At 59.2% G+C, this 14,797-nt stretch carries 15 protein-coding genes and 2 pseudogenes; 8 read left to right on the plus strand and 9 right to left on the minus strand.

All coding sequences use genetic code 11. From position 1 onward, the window contains the following. Positions 1-28: 28 nt before the first annotated feature. Positions 29-934, plus strand: a complete 906-nt coding sequence (locus M5C56_RS16910; RefSeq protein WP_247263205.1) for a LysR family transcriptional regulator — start codon at positions 29-31, stop codon at positions 932-934. Between the two features lie 126 nt (positions 935-1,060). Here the strand turns inward: M5C56_RS16910 and M5C56_RS16915 are convergent, their stop codons facing one another. From M5C56_RS16915 to M5C56_RS16930, 4 genes are all read right to left on the minus strand, one after another. Beyond that, positions 1,061-1,600 carry a DUF1003 domain-containing protein gene (locus M5C56_RS16915; protein WP_103498822.1) on the minus strand — a complete coding sequence of 180 codons (540 nt, stop codon included), beginning with the start codon at positions 1,598-1,600 and terminating at the stop codon, positions 1,061-1,063. Positions 1,601-1,696: 96 nt separating this feature from the next. Further along, positions 1,697-3,007 (minus strand): PAS domain-containing methyl-accepting chemotaxis protein, encoded by a 1,311-nt coding sequence (locus M5C56_RS16920; RefSeq protein WP_103498821.1) that lies wholly within the window; start codon positions 3,005-3,007, stop codon positions 1,697-1,699. Positions 3,008-3,310: 303 nt separating this feature from the next. Then, positions 3,311-4,393, minus strand: a complete 1,083-nt coding sequence (locus tag M5C56_RS16925; RefSeq protein ID WP_248766931.1) for a diguanylate cyclase — start codon at positions 4,391-4,393, stop codon at positions 3,311-3,313. 169 nt (positions 4,394-4,562) lie between these two features. Further along, entirely contained in the window at positions 4,563-5,177 is a 615-nt protein-coding gene (locus tag M5C56_RS16930) for a TetR/AcrR family transcriptional regulator (RefSeq protein WP_103498819.1), read from the minus strand. 198 nt (positions 5,178-5,375) lie between these two features. Between M5C56_RS16930 and M5C56_RS16935 the strand changes: the two genes are divergently transcribed. Both M5C56_RS16935 and M5C56_RS16940 read left to right on the plus strand, forming a co-directional pair. Next, positions 5,376-6,425: an MBL fold metallo-hydrolase gene (locus tag M5C56_RS16935; RefSeq protein WP_103498818.1), complete on the plus strand. Its 1,050-nt coding sequence runs from the start codon at positions 5,376-5,378 to the stop codon at positions 6,423-6,425. A 137-nt stretch (positions 6,426-6,562) separates the two neighbouring features. Then, positions 6,563-8,152: an amidase family protein gene (locus tag M5C56_RS16940; protein ID WP_247263204.1), complete on the plus strand. Its 1,590-nt coding sequence runs from the start codon at positions 6,563-6,565 to the stop codon at positions 8,150-8,152. Positions 8,153-8,283: 131 nt separating this feature from the next. On the opposite strand, the gene M5C56_RS16945 is transcribed toward M5C56_RS16940, so the two are convergent. After that, positions 8,284-9,090: an SDR family oxidoreductase gene (locus M5C56_RS16945; RefSeq protein WP_103498817.1), complete on the minus strand. Its 807-nt coding sequence runs from the start codon at positions 9,088-9,090 to the stop codon at positions 8,284-8,286. A gap of 118 nt (positions 9,091-9,208) precedes the next feature. Between M5C56_RS16945 and M5C56_RS16950 the strand changes: the two genes are divergently transcribed. Together M5C56_RS16950 and M5C56_RS16955 are read left to right on the plus strand one after the other, a co-directional pair. Continuing rightward, positions 9,209-10,147 carry a GlxA family transcriptional regulator gene (locus tag M5C56_RS16950; RefSeq protein WP_103498816.1) on the plus strand — a complete coding sequence of 313 codons (939 nt, stop codon included), beginning with the start codon at positions 9,209-9,211 and terminating at the stop codon, positions 10,145-10,147. A gap of 108 nt (positions 10,148-10,255) precedes the next feature. Then, positions 10,256-10,816 (plus strand): AAA family ATPase, encoded by a 561-nt coding sequence (locus M5C56_RS16955; protein WP_103498815.1) that lies wholly within the window; start codon positions 10,256-10,258, stop codon positions 10,814-10,816. A gap of 4 nt (positions 10,817-10,820) precedes the next feature. Here the strand turns inward: M5C56_RS16955 and M5C56_RS16960 are convergent, their stop codons facing one another. Then, on the minus strand, positions 10,821-11,150 hold the full coding sequence (locus M5C56_RS16960) for a helix-turn-helix transcriptional regulator (RefSeq protein ID WP_103498814.1): 330 nt from the start codon (positions 11,148-11,150) through the stop codon (positions 10,821-10,823). 143 nt (positions 11,151-11,293) lie between these two features. On the opposite strand from M5C56_RS16960, the pseudogene M5C56_RS16965 reads away from it, so the two are divergent. Then, positions 11,294-11,410, plus strand: a pseudogene (locus M5C56_RS16965) (ribbon-helix-helix domain-containing protein); the annotation flags it as partial. 47 nt (positions 11,411-11,457) lie between these two features. Here the strand turns inward: M5C56_RS16965 and M5C56_RS16970 are convergent. Continuing rightward, on the minus strand, positions 11,458-11,937 hold the full coding sequence (locus M5C56_RS16970) for an isochorismatase family cysteine hydrolase (RefSeq protein ID WP_247263203.1): 480 nt from the start codon (positions 11,935-11,937) through the stop codon (positions 11,458-11,460). A gap of 194 nt (positions 11,938-12,131) precedes the next feature. Between M5C56_RS16970 and M5C56_RS16975 the strand changes: the two genes are divergently transcribed. Beyond that, complete coding sequence (locus M5C56_RS16975) at positions 12,132-12,440, plus strand: chorismate mutase (RefSeq protein WP_100944166.1); 309 nt, start codon at positions 12,132-12,134, stop codon at positions 12,438-12,440. A 94-nt stretch (positions 12,441-12,534) separates the two neighbouring features. Here M5C56_RS16975 and M5C56_RS16980 read toward each other — a convergent pair whose 3' ends face one another. Further along, entirely contained in the window at positions 12,535-13,731 is a 1,197-nt protein-coding gene (locus tag M5C56_RS16980; protein WP_247263202.1) for a Fic family protein, read from the minus strand. 546 nt (positions 13,732-14,277) lie between these two features. Here M5C56_RS16980 and M5C56_RS16985 point away from each other — a divergent pair. After that, positions 14,278-14,574 (plus strand): fructose-bisphosphate aldolase, encoded by a 297-nt coding sequence (locus M5C56_RS16985; RefSeq protein WP_103498813.1) that lies wholly within the window; start codon positions 14,278-14,280, stop codon positions 14,572-14,574. A gap of 87 nt (positions 14,575-14,661) precedes the next feature. Here M5C56_RS16985 and M5C56_RS16990 read toward each other — a convergent pair. Continuing rightward, a pseudogene (locus tag M5C56_RS16990) lies at positions 14,662-14,797 on the minus strand (ribonucleotide-diphosphate reductase subunit beta); the annotation flags it as partial.

A 14,797-nucleotide genomic window follows, 5' to 3' on the forward strand; every position in this document is an offset into this window, starting at 1 on the left:
AACGCATTCAATATAGGCAGTTACCCAATTGATCAATGCACCGTTGCACTATCGGATGGAGCACGCCGACCTTTCGCTGATTCTGGCGCTGGTCCGTGGGCGCTCCCTGGCACGGGCGGCGGGATTGCTCAAGGTCGATGTCTCGACGGTGTTCCGTTCGGTGCGTCGGTTGGAGGCCTCACTGGGCCGTGAGCTGTTCGAAAAGAGCCGCGCCGGTTATCTGCCCACCAGCCTGGCGCAATCCCTGGCCGAACAGGCGGAGCGTGCCGAGCAGGCGTTGGAAGCCGCGTGTGTCAGCATTGAGCAGGGCGGCGAGGTGATCAGTGGTACGGTGCGCCTGACCTGTACCGATTCGGTCCTGCATGCGCTGTTGTTACCGGCGCTGGCGCGGTTTATGCCGGCTTATCCGGCCTTGACCCTGGAGCTCAGCACCTCCAACGATTTCGCCAACCTGAACCGGCGCGATGCCGATATCGCCTTGCGGTTGACTGACTCGCCACCGGAGCATCTGGTGGGGCGTTGCCTGGGTGCGGTGTCTTATCGGGTGTGTGCCAGTCCGGGGTATTTGCCGGCGGTTGTTCCTGAGGATCTGGAGCGAGGGGTCTGGATCGCCCCGGATGATTTTCTGCCCGATCATCCGAGCGTGAGCTGGCGTCGCCAGCATTTCCCCGGGGTGGTACCGAGTTACCGCTGCAACAGCATGTTGTCGGTGGCGGAGTTGGCGCGGGCCGGATTGGGCATTGCGGTGTTGCCGGATTTCCTGCTGGGTGAGCAGCAGGGCTTGCGGCCCCTGGTCGAAGTGCCGCCGAGCTACGACACCGCGTTGTGGTTGCTGACCCGTCCCGATTGCCGGGCGTTGCGCTCGGTGGTGACCTTGTTCGATGAGCTGGCCCAATCTATTCGCCTTGGGCCTGGTGCCGAAACACTTTCCTGAAAACACACAGGCCCTTGTAGGCGCCTGGCTTGCCTGCGAGGCGTCCTTGAGGACGCTGAAAGCTTCGCTGGCAAGCCAGGCTCCTACAGGTACGCGGTGTTTTTAAAACAGCGTTTCACCGACGACTCAGGTCTTGCGCACGAAATGCTCGTGCATCTCCAGCGTCAGACCCTCGATACGTTCGGTCAGTTGCTTGGTCATTTCGGTCAGTTGGGTGTTCTGTTCGAGCAGCGCCAGCAGTTGCTCGGTGGTTTTCGCCGCCTCGGCCTGCCGTTCGGTATTGGCGACAGCCAGGGCTTCGCGGTGCTGGGCATCGGCGTCGGAATGGGCTTTGTCCCGCGCGGCCTGGCGAGTCTGGGCCAGCAGGATCAAGGGCGCGGCATAGGCCGCTTGCAGGCTGAACGCCAGGTTGAGCAGGATGAACGGGTAGACGTCGAACTGGGTCACGCCCGCGACGTTGAGGATAATCCAGGCCGCGACGATCACCGTCTGGGCACCGAGAAACATCGGCGTACCAAAAAACCGCGCAAAGGCTTCGGCCTTCAGCGCAAAGGTGTCGTTGCCGAAGGTGGTGGACAGATGGGCGTGGGGGCGATGGAAGCGCAGATGGTCGACGATTTTCTTTGGGGGTTCAGGACTTTTCGTTTCGGAACTTTCTGACGTCATGGTGGACTCTGCAAGGCGTGGGAATCAAGGCTCACTATAGCCCTATCCGACGTTGCCCGGCGCCATCCCTGGCGCTCTCGTCTGGCCCGCTGTGTATCAGCTCTGCCCAGCGAACATGCTGACCGCGCGCACCGCCTGATTGGCCCCTTCGCGAATCTGCAGGATCACCGTGCCGGCCTGGTCCGCCAGGTCGACCCCTTTGGCCGCTCGGTCGCGGGTGCCGTTCATGCTGTCGATGGCCTTCAGGGTTTCGTTCTGGATCATGCCGATCATCTCGGAAATCTCTGCGGTCGAACCGCTGGTGCGCGCCGCCAGCAAGCGCACCTCGTCGGCGACCACCGCGAAGCCGCGTCCCTGTTCGCCGGCCCGGGCCGCTTCAATGGCCGCGTTCAACGCCAGCAGGTTGGTCTGGTCGGCAATCCCGCGAATGGTGTTGACGATGGCGGTGATCTGTTCGGAGCGCTCGCCCAGTTTGGCGATCAGCGTGGAGGAGCCTTCGATGTTCGAGGCAATTTCACGCATCTCGGTGGCGGCCTGCTGGATAACGCCAGTACCGTGCTCGGCGACTTTTCGCGTCTCGATCGAGAGGTGATAGGCCTCGGTCGCACTTTTGGCATCCTGTTCGTGTTTCTCGACACCGCTGGTAACGTCCGAAGCCAACTTGACCACTTTGCACAAGCGACCGCCGGCGTCGTATACCGGGTTGTAGCTGGCCTCGAGCCACAGGGTCTGGCCACGCTTGCCGACGCGTTCGAACTGGCCGTTGAAGAACTCGCCCTGGTTCAGGCGGCGCCAGAAATCCTGGTACTCGCTGCTGTTGGTGGTGGCCGGGTTGCAGAATATCTTGTGGTGCTTGCCCTGGATCTCCGCCAGGGTGTAGCCCATCAGCTTGAGGAAGTTCTGGTTGGCAGAGATGACACTGCCATCGAGGTTGAATTCGATCATCGCCATGGCCCGGTCGATAGCCTGCAACTTGCCGTTGGCCTCGCTCTCCTGTTGCATCCTGGCGGTGATATCCAGGGCGTAGGCGATGACCTTGAAGAGACTGCCGCTGTCATTCTTGATCGGGTTGTAGCTGGCTTCCAGCCAGATGGACCGGCCATCGGCCGTGACCTGCTCGAAGGTCCCGGCTTCGAACTGGCCGGACTTCAGTCGTGACCAAAGCTGGCTGTACTCGCTGCTGCGGGCGTAGGCCGGCGTGCAGAGCGTCCGGTGCGCCTGGCCCACCACCTGCTCCTGGCGATAGCCGGTGACCTTGAGAAAGTTCTCGTTGGCGCGCAGGACCGTGCCATTGAGGTCGAACTCGATCACGATCATGGAGCGGTCGATGGCCGCGAGTTGGTTGGCTTGCTCGGTGACGGATTGTTGCAGGGTACTGATGGCTTTCTTATGGGAGGCAAATAGCATGGCGTCTGCTCGGAGAGGGATACAACGTGAGAGTTAGTCCCTGATCATGCGGCTTGCGGCTTGTCCGAGAGGGGCAAGGGAAGTAGCAGCCCGGTACCAGTGCTCCATGACTGGTGGTTCATTTGATACAGCCCACCGCACTGCCACACCCATGAACGTCCGTGGGTTGTGCGAATGTCTGTATCCAAGTGATCGTTCAAAAAAACGATGACTGAATAATGGCCTAATGATATTTCTTTTCTTATACAAAACAATGTGTGTTTGTACAATTTTATGGGGCGTCTTTCAGACTGGCGGCGTGGCTCAAGCCGAGTTGACCAGGTTGCACGCGCACCCCTCGGCGCTGTCCTCTTCGGCGCTGTTGACCTTGTTGCGTCCGGTGTTCTTGGCGACGTAGAGCGCCTTGTCGGCTTCGTTCAGCCAGGCGCCGGCATCGCTGAAATCCCGGCGGCAGGAGGCCAGGCCGATACTCAGGCTGACCCGTAATTCCGGGACCTCGGCATTGCGATAGTTGCCGAACACCTCACGCAGGCGCTCCATGACGTCATTGGCCCGCTCCAGTGACATCTCCGGCAGGATCACGCAGAACTCGTCGCCGCCATAACGCCCGGCCAGGTCATCTTCGCGCAGGTTATCGCGCAGGTCCTTGCTCAATTGGCGCAGCACGCTGTCGCCGACCAGGTGGCCGTAGGTGTCGTTGATGGCCTTGAAATGGTCAATGTCGATCAACGCAATCACTGCCTGGCACTGGTTGTGGCGGCATTTGTGGAACTTGAGGTGCAGGAGGTCTTTCCAGGAGCCGTGATTGAGCAGCCCGGTCAGGCTGTCGGTGCGGCTCAGGGCACTGAGGGTGCGTTTGTGTTCGGCCAGGTTGATCGCCAGTTGATAGCAACCTATGCCGATCACCAGGGGATAGAGGATCAGTACCGGCAGCACGCTGTAGATCTGTATCGGCGTGGTCAGCGGGTTGAAGGCCGGGGCGAAGATCAGCCAGGACACCAGGATGCCGATGGCCTGGGCGACCAGCCCCTGGGCCATCAGCCGGGGTCCGCCGGCGGCGACGTTGTGCATGGCCATCAAGGCCAGCATGTTGACCGTGGTCAGTGGCGTGAACTGGATGGTCGCGGCCCAGAATCCGCCCATCAGCGAATCGATGAGGATATTGCGGCGTTCAGCCCGATAGGGAAAGGGCGAGCGTTTGGCGATCTGATAAGCCAGGTGCGGCCAGGCCACTGCGTTGATGCTCAGCAGTACCCAGATCCACGTTGGCATGGCCAACGGGTAAAGTGCGGCGATTATGCTGAAGCAACCGATACCAACGCCTACCGTACGGGGCAGGTAAATGCGCTTGGCAAACGATAGCCCTTTGCCTCGTTGGACTTGCATAGGTTTTTTTGCGCCACTTTATTCATCTGAACACCTGGGCGGTGTTCTGCACGGAACGGCCGTTCATCGGATAAGAAGGATGAATATTGTCGAGCATTCCGTAAAGAATAATCAGTGTCCTTCCAAGCCATTTAGAAGGTCTTGAGGCGGTTTTAGCGGTCTGTGCCGGCTATTTGACGATTTCGTAGCCGGCGAGAAACAGATCCAGCGACGATTCTATGACGCGGCTCTGGGTAGAGGGGTCCAGGGGCGGCTGGCCGAGGCTGATCTGTGGCCAGAAGGCGAAGGTTTTGAGCAGGCCGTGCAACTGCGCCGCGGCGAAGGCCGGGTCCACGGCTTTGAAGGTGCCGTCGGCCTGGGCATCACGAATCCACTGGTTGAAGGCTTCTTCCCGTTCGGCCAGGCGCGCGACCATGCCTTGGGCGCGCTCGGGTGAATGGATGGTGGCGGCGATGGCCACACGGGCCAGGTCGAGAAAGCTGCTTTCACTGAGCAGGCGCAGTTTCAAGGCCATCAATTCGCGCAACTGCTCACGCAAGCTGCGATCCGGGTGGTAGGACATATCCACTTGTGCCGCACTGCTGGCCCACAGGTGGTGCATGATTTCCGCGAACAACTCTTCCTTGCTGGGAAAGTGGTTGTACACCGTGCGTTTGGACACCTCGGCCTTGGCGGCGATCTTGTCCATGCTGGTGGCCTCGAAACCGTCGGCGCGAAAGGCCTCGATGGCCGCCTGGATGATGGCTTCACGTTTGCGGTCGGTCAGGCGTAGGGGAGCGGTCATGGGCGGCTTCGGCAGGAAAAGAAAAATTACACTCGGTAGTTTACTTATCGGCAGCGTTGTTGCAAGCTTGAAACTACACTGTGTAGTGTAGTTGCTCTACTCCAGTATTTCATCGGTTCAAGGCTTGCGTGCAGCGGCCCTTGATCATTCAGCAGAAGAACGTGGGAACCCTTGGCGGTTTCCGGGAGTCACCCCGTAATGACCACTCGTTCGCTTACCCGCGCCAAACCCTCGTCCTTGCAGGAGCAGGGGCAGTACCGCAACCATGCTCCCACCCCCCAGGGCGGGTTCGGCAAGATGCTCGGTATTTTCTGGAAGATGCTCTTTCACAAACCCCGCACTACCCGTCCGTCCGGCAGCGTTCCGGTCCTGGGGCTGAGCCGTGAGCAGTTGTTGGCGGCGGAAGACTTCAGTGTCTTTCGTCTTGGCCATTCGACCTTGTTGCTCAAGCTGCAGGGCCTGTTCTGGTTGACCGATCCGGTGTTCGCCGAACGTGCGTCGCCAGTGCAATGGGCCGGTCCCAAGCGCTTTCATCAACCGCCCATCAGCCTTGAAGAGTTGCCGCCTATCGAGGGCGTGATTCTTTCCCACAATCATTACGATCATCTGGACTATAAGACCGTCCTGCAACTCGCTGCCAAGACCCGCTATTTCCTCGCGCCCATGGGCGTGGGCGATCTGTTGATCAAGTGGGGTATCCCCGCTGACAAGGTCCGGCAACTGGACTGGTGGGAAGAAACCCAGGTCGGCGACATTCGTTTCGCCGCCACCCCGGCACAGCACTTTTCCGGTCGCACGATGTTCGACAACAACCAGACGCTGTGGGCGTCCTGGGTGATGATGGTGGGCGAGCAGCGGATCTTCTTCAGTGGTGACAGCGGTTATTTCGAAGGCTTCAAGCACATCGGTGAACATTACGGCCCCTTCGACCTGACCCTGATGGAAACCGGTGCCTACAACGTCGATTGGCCCCATGTGCACATGCAACCGGAACAGAGCCTGCAGGCGCACCTGGACCTCAAGGGCCGTTGGTTGCTGCCGATCCACAACGGCACGTTCGACTTGTCCTTCCATGTCTGGCACGAACCCTTCGACCGGATCCTGGCCCTGGCCTGGGAACGCAATGTGTCCATCACCACGCCACGGATGGGCGAAGCCTTCAACCTGCTGCAACCCCATCGCGGGTACGCCTGGTGGCTGGAAGTGGAGCACCCGGAAGAGGCGCAGACGCCGATCACCGTGCGCTAGGGTGTCTCACGGGTTGCATTGAATTTTCACTCAGCCTGCAACCGATTGTGTCCGGCGCTTCTGACGGAAGCGCCCATTAGGATGACCGCCGCCAGTGAAATGGATCACTGGCGTTTGGTTTCCTCAGGACACGATTCATGTATCGAATGCTCAAAAAGCGCGCCGTGATGCTCACCCGTTTGGCGTTGCTGCACGCCCTTTGTCTGACACCCCTTGTCAGTCAGGCGAATACTCCCGACCAAGCTGTATTTCCGGCGCCAGCCTCGGTTAAAAACCAGGCGTTGGCGCAGATGGTCTATGCCAGTGCCGCCGAGGTGGCACTGGCGCTGGCCGAAGGGCGCTTCACTTCGCAGGAACTGGTGAGCTATCTGATCTCCCGTGCAGCCGATCTGGACTCGTTCGGTCCGGCTATCGAGGCGGTGATCGAATTCAATCCCGAGGCCTTGTCGATTGCCGAGGCGTTGGACGAAGAGCGCCAGGCGGGTAATCTGCGTGGCCCCCTGCATGGCATCCCGGTGTTGCTCAAGGACAATATCCATACCGCCGACCAGATGCAGAGCGCGGCCGGGTCATTGGCCATGGTCGGCACCGCCGCCGCTGATGACGCGTTCATCGTGCAAAAACTCCGCGAGCAGGGTGCGATCATCCTGGGCAAGACCAATATGAGCGAATGGGCGAATTTTCGCGGTGACCAACTGCCTGATGGGTGGAGCGGGCGAGGCGGACTGACCAGGAACCCCCATGGGCTCAAGGGCGATGTCTGTGGTTCCAGTTCGGGTTCCGCTGCGGCGATAGCGGCGGGTTATGCGCCGCTGTCGTTGGGGACCGATACCTTCGGGTCGGTGATTTGCCCGGCGTCGAAGAATGGTGTCGTCGGCCTGAGACCTTCCGTGGGGTTGTTGAGCCGCACGGGAATCATTCCTGCTTCCCGCGAACTCGACAGTGCCGGGCCGATTACACGTACGGTGCGTGATGCCGCCTTGCTCCTCAATGCCATGGCGGCCCTCGATCCGCAGGACCCGGCTACGGCGCAAGTCCCCGCAACGAAGGACTACACGCAAAAGCTGAAAGCCGATGCGCTACAAGGCAAGGTCATCGGCTATCCCAGCCGCTTCAAGCCTGGTAGTGAAGACTTGAACGAGCATCCGCAGTTTGCCCAGGCCTTGGACACCCTGCGTGGCGCCGGCGCGCAACTGGTTCCGGTCGACTTGAAGGGGACCGATTGGAGCGAAAACGATTGGACGCGGGTGAGCCGCCTGTTCGACATGACGATCAAGCGGGTGCTGCCCGGCTATCTGGCCAGCCGCTCGGGTCTGAAGGCCTCTACCCTTCAGGAACTGGTGGATTACAACGAAAAGAATCCCGGTGCGGAAAACTACAACCAGGACCTGCTCAAGCGAGCCAATGCGCTGGTATTTGACGAAGCCGAATACCTGAAGCTGTCGGACGGACTGGGCGATGAGGCGCGCGGCAACGTCGATAAGCTGCTGGCGGATAACGGACTGGATGCGGCACTGGGGGATCCTCATCCGTTTGCGGTGCTTGAACTGGGCAGCGCAACCTTTGCCGGGTATCCGGGGGTTACCGTGCCTTCGGGCATGGATGCCGATGGCATGCCCACCTCGGTATATTTCTACGGTGCGCGCTGGAGCGAGGATGAGCTGCTGGCGATCGCCTACGGCTACGAGCAGGCTTCGAATGCGCGACAGGACCCGGACTTTGAATAAGCCCGGGTAGAACGCCTATCTTGTGAACGCAGTGCTTGTTGTGGGAGCGGAGCTTGCCCGCGAAGAGGCCCTCAAGGCCACCAATAGCTTCGTCGGAACGCCGCCCGGACCAAGCACTGCTCCCACGGTTTCTATCTTGCGTTTATCAGATAACGAGCCGCCGCTACTTTGTGCGACAGGTTGGGCTTCAGGGCCAGGCGTGCCTGTTCGAAGGCTTGCCAATCGGCAATATCCGGCAGCGACGGGATAGTAACCAGCTCGCCAAGGGCCAGCCCGGCGAGCGCGGCATCCACCAGGTCTTCGCTATTCATCACGATCTCACCGGGCAGATGCTGTATCGGCAACCCGGCGATATCCCAGAACTCGGTGCTGATCGCCCCGGGTAATACGGCCTGGACCTTGACGCCTTTTTCGCTCAGTTCGTGATGCAGGGACTGAGTGAAGGCCAGTACAAAAGCCTTGGTCCCGCCATACACACCGTTGAGCAACTCGGGGGCGATGGCGACGATGGAGGCGATATTGATAATCGTCCCTTCGGCGCGAGCCACAAAGTTGGTCGCCGCCGCTTTGGCCAGATGGGTCAGGGCGACGACGTTCAAGTGAATCATCGCATCCATTTTCGCCTGTTCGGACTCCAGCAGCGAGGCGGATGCCCCGACGCCGGCGTTGTTTACCAGCAGGTTGATCCGCTGGTCCTGTTCGAGGATTTGCGCGATTCGCGCCAGATCGCCTGAGTTATTCAAATCGGCCTGAACCACTTCGACGGTCCGTTGGGTCGCGTTGCCCAACCGTGCGGCCAGTTGCTCCAGGCGTTCGCGATTGCGGGCCACCAGAATCAGGTCGTACCCCTCGTGCGCCAGACGGTCGGCGTAGACCGCACCGATACCGGAGGAAGCGCCAGTGATCAGGGCAAAACCCTTCGAAGATGATTGAGTCATTGCAAGGCTCCAGAGTGGCCGACGAGATGTCGGCGTTGCTGGAGTTAAGATTATGGTGGTAATTTATTGGCAGCAATGTCATATATCCCACCTTTTGAGACATTATCGAGTCCTGCCCATGATCCGTGTCGGCATTATCCTGTTTCCTGGTTTCCAGGCGCTGACGTTGGCGACCGGTACGGTTTTCGAGCACGCCAATCTGGAAGTCGAGCGCGAGGTCTATCAGGTGGACCTGCTCTCCGAGCACGGTGGTACGGTCAAAAGCTCCATCGGCTTCAGCGTCGAGACCCAGCCCTTCGGTGTGCAGGATTACGACACGCTGGTGGTGGTGGGTGATAACGACCTGGTGCCAGGGACGACAGGCCTGATTGACTACCTGCGCGGTGCACCTGCGTTTGCCCGGCGTATCACCTCGGCTTGCACCGGCTCGTTTCACCTGGCGGCGGCCGGTCTGCTCGAGGGGCGACGAGCGACCACCCACTGGTACCACGCGCGGATTTTCAAGCAACGGCATCCCGCTGTTCGACTGGAGGAGGACAGGATCTTCACCGTGGATGGTCCGATCTGGACTTCGGCCGGCATGACCGCCTGTATTGACCTGGCATTAGCCCTGGTAGAGCAGGACCTGGGGGTGGAAGTGACTCGCAATCTTGCGCGCACGTTGGTGGTCTATCACCGCCGGACGGGTGGCCAGTCGCAGTTTTCCGCATTGCTGGACCTTGATCCGAAATCTGATCGTATTCAAAGCGCCCTGGCGTTTGCCCAGGAGAACTTGCGGGAAGATTTATCCGTTGAGCAACTGGCGCAAGTGGCTCACCTCAGTCCGCGTCAGTTCAGCCGGCTGTTTCGTGCCGAGACCGGGCAGTCGCCGGCCAAGGCGATTGAGCACCTGCGCCTGGAAGCGGCACGGTTGATGATGGAATCGGGCTGGCACTCCATCGATGTTGTCGCCCGCGACACCGGCTTTGCCGATCCGGAGCGTATGCGCCGCGCCTTTCTGCGGGCCTATGGTCAGCCGCCGCAGATGATCCGGCGCTCGCTGCAAATGCAGATGTAGCCGTTGTAAGGAATCACTCGCTTGGCGAGCGGGGTTTTTCGTTCAGCCCCCAGGCGAGTACGGGTCTACCATTAGTTCGAGACTGGAAGCAGAGCGTCAGGAACAACCATGGCCCATCGAATTCATCTTTTCGGCGCGTCGGGCTCCGGCACTACGACCTTGGGTATGGCGCTGGCCGAGCGCTTGGGAATTGCCCATTTTGACTCGGACAACTTTTACTGGCAGCCCGCCGACAAGCCTTTCAGTTGCAAGCGTCCCCGTGACCAGCGGGTACAGTTGCTGCGTGAGCAACTGGCCCGGCAGGACAACTGGGTGCTCTCCGGTTCGCTCTGTGGCTGGGGTGACCCCTTGATTCCGGCGTTCACCCTGGCGATTTTCATGCGCCTCGACCCGGAGGTCCGCTTGCAGCGCTTACGCGTTCGCGAGTTCCAGCGCTATGGTGCGCAGATCCACGAAGGGGGAGAGCGGTTTGTCGCGACCCGTACCTTCCTGGACTGGGCGGCCGGCTACGACACCGGAGACCATGGCACCCGCAGTCTCAAACGACATGAAACCTGGATCAGGAACCTGCCATGCCCGGTGTTGCGGCTGGACACCACCGAGCATCCGGTGGAGGCGTTGGTCGAACAGGTGATGCGCGCGCTGGAGCGGCCGGCTGCATCGGTGTAGCTGATTACTCGATCAGTTCGTAATCCTTGCGCTCGATCGGGTCCGGTGTGGTTCCGCGGATATTCATCCCGCGACCGGGGGCAAACCCGGGGAAGAACACCAGGCCTTCGGCTTCGAAGCGAAAGGCCAGGGCCAGTCGGGTAACATCCCTGAGTGGTTCGCCGGCTTCGAAGCGCTGGATGGCGGCGACCGAGACGCCGGACTCCCGGCTCAGTTGCTCATGGCTCCAGCCCAGCATGACCCGCGCCTGCAGGCAGTGTCGGGGCGTGAATTGATGCAAAACGATGCGTTCAACGGTGGTCCTCATCACATGACTGGCGGCTTGGCTGGACATGGCACTCTCCGGGCTTGATCGGCTGATTTGAAAATACTGTGTTTTTGTACAGTTGTTTTTCGACCTGATCAAACGTTTTTTCAGCATTCCGATTATCGGTATCGAGCTGTTGTGTTCGTAGGGATTGGATCAGCTCTGATAAGGCATCGATGCCCGAGCACCTGCTTGAGCTGATCGATGAGCGTGTGCAAAAGGATCACCGATACGCCTCTCGGTCTGGGTTTCTGGCGACGGCGGCGTTGCGTGAGTTGTCTGCCTGATGGAGTAAATGCGCATGATGGTGTCTTCCCTGACACCCTTGTCTGATTTAGCTGGATGTAACCGCGGCCATCAACGGCCCGGTCAATTCCTCGGCGCTCTGCACGACCTTGCCGAAGTACAACCCGAAGTTCAGCATCGCCGCGTTGTGCATGCCCGGGTCGGCATCGGCGCAGCCATCGGACACCAGCACATAGCCAAACCCGCGATCCGCCGCGTCACGGGCGGTGGTTTCCACGCAGCAACTGGTGACCACGCCGGTGAACACCAGGTTCTTGATACCCATGCGCTCCAGGGTGTTGTGAATCTCACTGCCGTTGAACGCGCCCTGGGTGGTCTTGCGGATGATGGTTTCGTCCGGCAGCGGCGCGACGGCTTCGCAGGCTTTGACCCAGCCCCGTCCGGGTGTCGCGTCGCTGTGCTGCACATCGACCACCATCAGCGCGGTGGCGTTGAGGTCGGAAAAGTCGACGCCGGGTATTGTCGAGGACAAATCCTCGAAAGCGCTCTTTTGCAATTTCATCTGCATGACCTGCTCCCATTGGGGTATCGACGCACGGATTTCGACGATGCTAATGGGGGAATGCCATCGAGGAGTTTTGGGGGCGACTTGGGGCGACTGTTTCACGACGCGCCCCGGAGGTTTGGCCGTGAGCTGTCTTGGGTTGCAAAGGGCGAGAGGGATCAGCCAGAGTGCTCAGAATCAACAGGAGATAGAACGATATGGCCGTCCGTTGTACATCACTCGAAGAAGTCCGCGAAAACATCGACCGTCTGGATCGGCAGATCGTAACGCTGCTGGCGGAGCGGGGTACCTATGTCACTGAGGCTGCGCGCTTCAAGAAAGACAGCGATGCCGTCAGGGCTCCACAGCGCGTGGAGCAGGTCATCGCCAAGGTGCGGGCATTATCCGAGGAGTACGCCGCCAATCCCGATGTGGTCGAACAGGTCTACCGGGCCATGATTGCGGCGTTTATCGAGCAGGAGCTGCAAGAGCATGGAAGCGCTCGCCACTTATCGTCGTCCTCCTAGTCAACCAAACCGCCTCGATGGCAACGTACGCTTGGCCGAGAATTTTGACCGAGCCTCACAGGCCATGATTGATGGCTTGTGAGGTATCGGCCGTTCACGCACCGATCATTCGTTGATGCAAATCTGGGAACAGAAGTTGCGCAAACCAGATGGGCAAGCCGGGATACAGGTCACGGGCTTTGGGGCTATGGCTCTCGACAAGGCCCAGTTTCACGAGTGCTGCGAGTTGATCGCTTGCCACCCGATCACTGAAGCCGGTGAACACTTTGAAGTCAGCACGACTGACGGTTCCTTGTGTCAGCAGTATCTGCAGTGCTCGGGCTGACTCCGGCTTCAAGCCTACCTTCAGAAGGCGTGGGTCCCATTTGAATATGATCTCCAGGCGCCCTTTCAGGTGAGTGATATTCAATGCCCGTTCCGTATAACGCATCTGATCCAGGCAGGTCTCCAGCATGAAACCGACGAACTCGAATAACCCGGCTTGAGTGAGTTGTCGCCGCCCATCTAGGTCACCACGCCGGGGTTTATCTGCATTGGCAAGATAGGCGTAATAGGCTCTCTGCTGTCGTGCCAGTCCCCTTGAAAGGGACCAAAGCGGTGATGCCAGGCCGAGCTTATGCAGTTGCAGGTGAGTAATCAGCCTTACGCTACGTCCGTTACCATCCACGAAAGGATGAACCCAGGCCAGCCGGTGATGGTAGGCCATGGTGGCAAGCAAGCGGCTGCGGGCATCGGGGAGTCGTCCGTAGACGTGTTGCATCCGCACCAGCATGGCGGTGACCGCGGTGCTGGCGGGTGCTGCGTGGTTCCCCACCAGAACATCCTGTTGAGCTTCGTCGCGTAGTTGCCCCGGTATCAGCAATCTGCCTTCACTCAGGCGCAGCTGTTCCTGGTCAGCACCGTCAAAAAGACGCTTATGTACACGTGCTATGAATCTTGGGTCAAAGAAGGTCGGCCAGGTGGATTGAGGATAAATGTTGAGGGCTCGCTCAAACGCTTCCTGAGCACCAATATGAGTCATCGCCAGTTCTGACAGTTCTTTACGGCTGCGTTTCGGTGCTGAAGGGGCCAGCGTTACTGGCTCGGTAAACTGGCCTTCGATCAGGTTGCTGTAAAAGCTGTTGGTCACCCGCAGGAGCCCGCCGACACGGATAGCTGTCTCTGGAGAGATCATTCCGGTTAGTTTTCCTGCCAGGAATGGCACCTCTTCGGCCAGTTTCAGAATTTCGGCCGGAAAGGTCGGCATGAGAGGCTCAAGCCAGTGATTTCCTGTGACTAACTCGGTCGACATTTTGACTCCGATCGCGGATTTTTTAGCGGATTTTTTAAAACCTGAGTGGCCTGATCTATAAGGGCTCCGTGAGGTTATAGCACTTATTTCGTGAAGAAAATCGCGGATTTTTTTGCGGATTTTTTCTGATAGAAAATCAGCGTGGGGATTCTCGTTTCTGATTGATGTCTACCATCGCAAGACAGCCCTGCTTGAGGGGGGAGCTGAGTGCTCTATTCCTGGATCCTACTTCTCAGTCAGAAAACTCATCGGGCGCCTGCCCGCCATGGCGAATTGTTCCAGATGGAGAGGCGAGCTTAGAGTCTGAGTTACTCGCTGGATAATCTGGCGAGAAGGGTTTCGCAGCCCTTTTGCACAACACGAAAAAGCATCATGAAGACGTTGGCGGCTGTATATTTGCTGCTGCTCGTTTCATGGTGGCTGTGTGTGGGAGGCTTTCGAGCCTGCCGATTTCCGTGTTTGTCGGTCTGCGAACCCGCGCACAGCTGCCACCCATTTCGTTTCGCAGCGAAGGGCGGTCATTCTCTAGTAACACGGAGTTTTACGATGAATACCGAGCATACCCCCAGGCGCTTTATCCCGATGGACAGCGTATCCACTGAGTTCCCTGTTCTCTACATCGACCGCAATGCCCCGCTGGTTGATCTGCATGCTTGCGTCAGCGAGCGCATGCGGGCGGTCAACAAACTGATGATCCTGTTCACCTGCAGCCGGCTAAGCGATAGCGACCCGCGAGACCTGGGCAATATCGCCTCGATCTCACGGTTGTTGCTACAGGATGCCAGTGACGTGTTCGATGTGATCGAAACGCGAGGGCTGGAAGCGAAGCGCATGGCTTCATAACGCGGTGCCCAGACGCAAACAAAAAAGCCCTGAACAGGTTCAGGGCTTTTCGGTGTTTCAGCTACTCACTCAAGGTGAACAGCCGCATCAATCCCAGCTCAACGCCCCGCCAGTCTGATACTCGATCACGCGGGTCTCGAAGAAGTTCTTCTCTTTCTTCAAGTCCATGATCTCGCTCATCCATGGGAACGGGTTGGTGGTCCCCGGGTACTCTTCCTTCAAG

The organism is Pseudomonas sp. MWU13-2862 (assembly GCF_023242495.1).
GTDB lineage: Bacteria > Pseudomonadota > Gammaproteobacteria > Pseudomonadales > Pseudomonadaceae > Aquipseudomonas > Aquipseudomonas gingeri_D.

Bases quoted from the DNA above. Each gene is read 5' to 3' on its own strand.
- M5C56_RS16915 (WP_103498822.1), bottom strand. From the start codon at position 1,600: ATGACGTCAGAAAGTTCCGAAACGAAAAGTCCTGAACCCCCAAAGAAA.
- M5C56_RS16920 (WP_103498821.1), bottom strand. From the start codon at position 3,007: ATGCTATTTGCCTCCCATAAGAAAGCCATCAGTACCCTGCAACAATCC.
- M5C56_RS16925 (WP_248766931.1), bottom strand. From the start codon at position 4,393: ATGCAAGTCCAACGAGGCAAAGGGCTATCGTTTGCCAAGCGCATTTAC.
- M5C56_RS16930 (WP_103498819.1), bottom strand. From the start codon at position 5,177: ATGACCGCTCCCCTACGCCTGACCGACCGCAAACGTGAAGCCATCATC.
- M5C56_RS16935 (WP_103498818.1), top strand. From the start codon at position 5,376: ATGACCACTCGTTCGCTTACCCGCGCCAAACCCTCGTCCTTGCAGGAG.
- M5C56_RS16940 (WP_247263204.1), top strand. From the start codon at position 6,563: ATGTATCGAATGCTCAAAAAGCGCGCCGTGATGCTCACCCGTTTGGCG.
- M5C56_RS16945 (WP_103498817.1), bottom strand. From the start codon at position 9,090: ATGACTCAATCATCTTCGAAGGGTTTTGCCCTGATCACTGGCGCTTCC.
- M5C56_RS16950 (WP_103498816.1), top strand. From the start codon at position 9,209: ATGATCCGTGTCGGCATTATCCTGTTTCCTGGTTTCCAGGCGCTGACG.
- M5C56_RS16955 (WP_103498815.1), top strand. From the start codon at position 10,256: ATGGCCCATCGAATTCATCTTTTCGGCGCGTCGGGCTCCGGCACTACG.
- M5C56_RS16960 (WP_103498814.1), bottom strand. From the start codon at position 11,150: ATGTCCAGCCAAGCCGCCAGTCATGTGATGAGGACCACCGTTGAACGC.
- M5C56_RS16970 (WP_247263203.1), bottom strand. From the start codon at position 11,937: ATGCAGATGAAATTGCAAAAGAGCGCTTTCGAGGATTTGTCCTCGACA.
- M5C56_RS16975 (WP_100944166.1), top strand. From the start codon at position 12,132: ATGGCCGTCCGTTGTACATCACTCGAAGAAGTCCGCGAAAACATCGAC.
- M5C56_RS16980 (WP_247263202.1), bottom strand. From the start codon at position 13,731: ATGTCGACCGAGTTAGTCACAGGAAATCACTGGCTTGAGCCTCTCATG.
- M5C56_RS16985 (WP_103498813.1), top strand. From the start codon at position 14,278: ATGAATACCGAGCATACCCCCAGGCGCTTTATCCCGATGGACAGCGTA.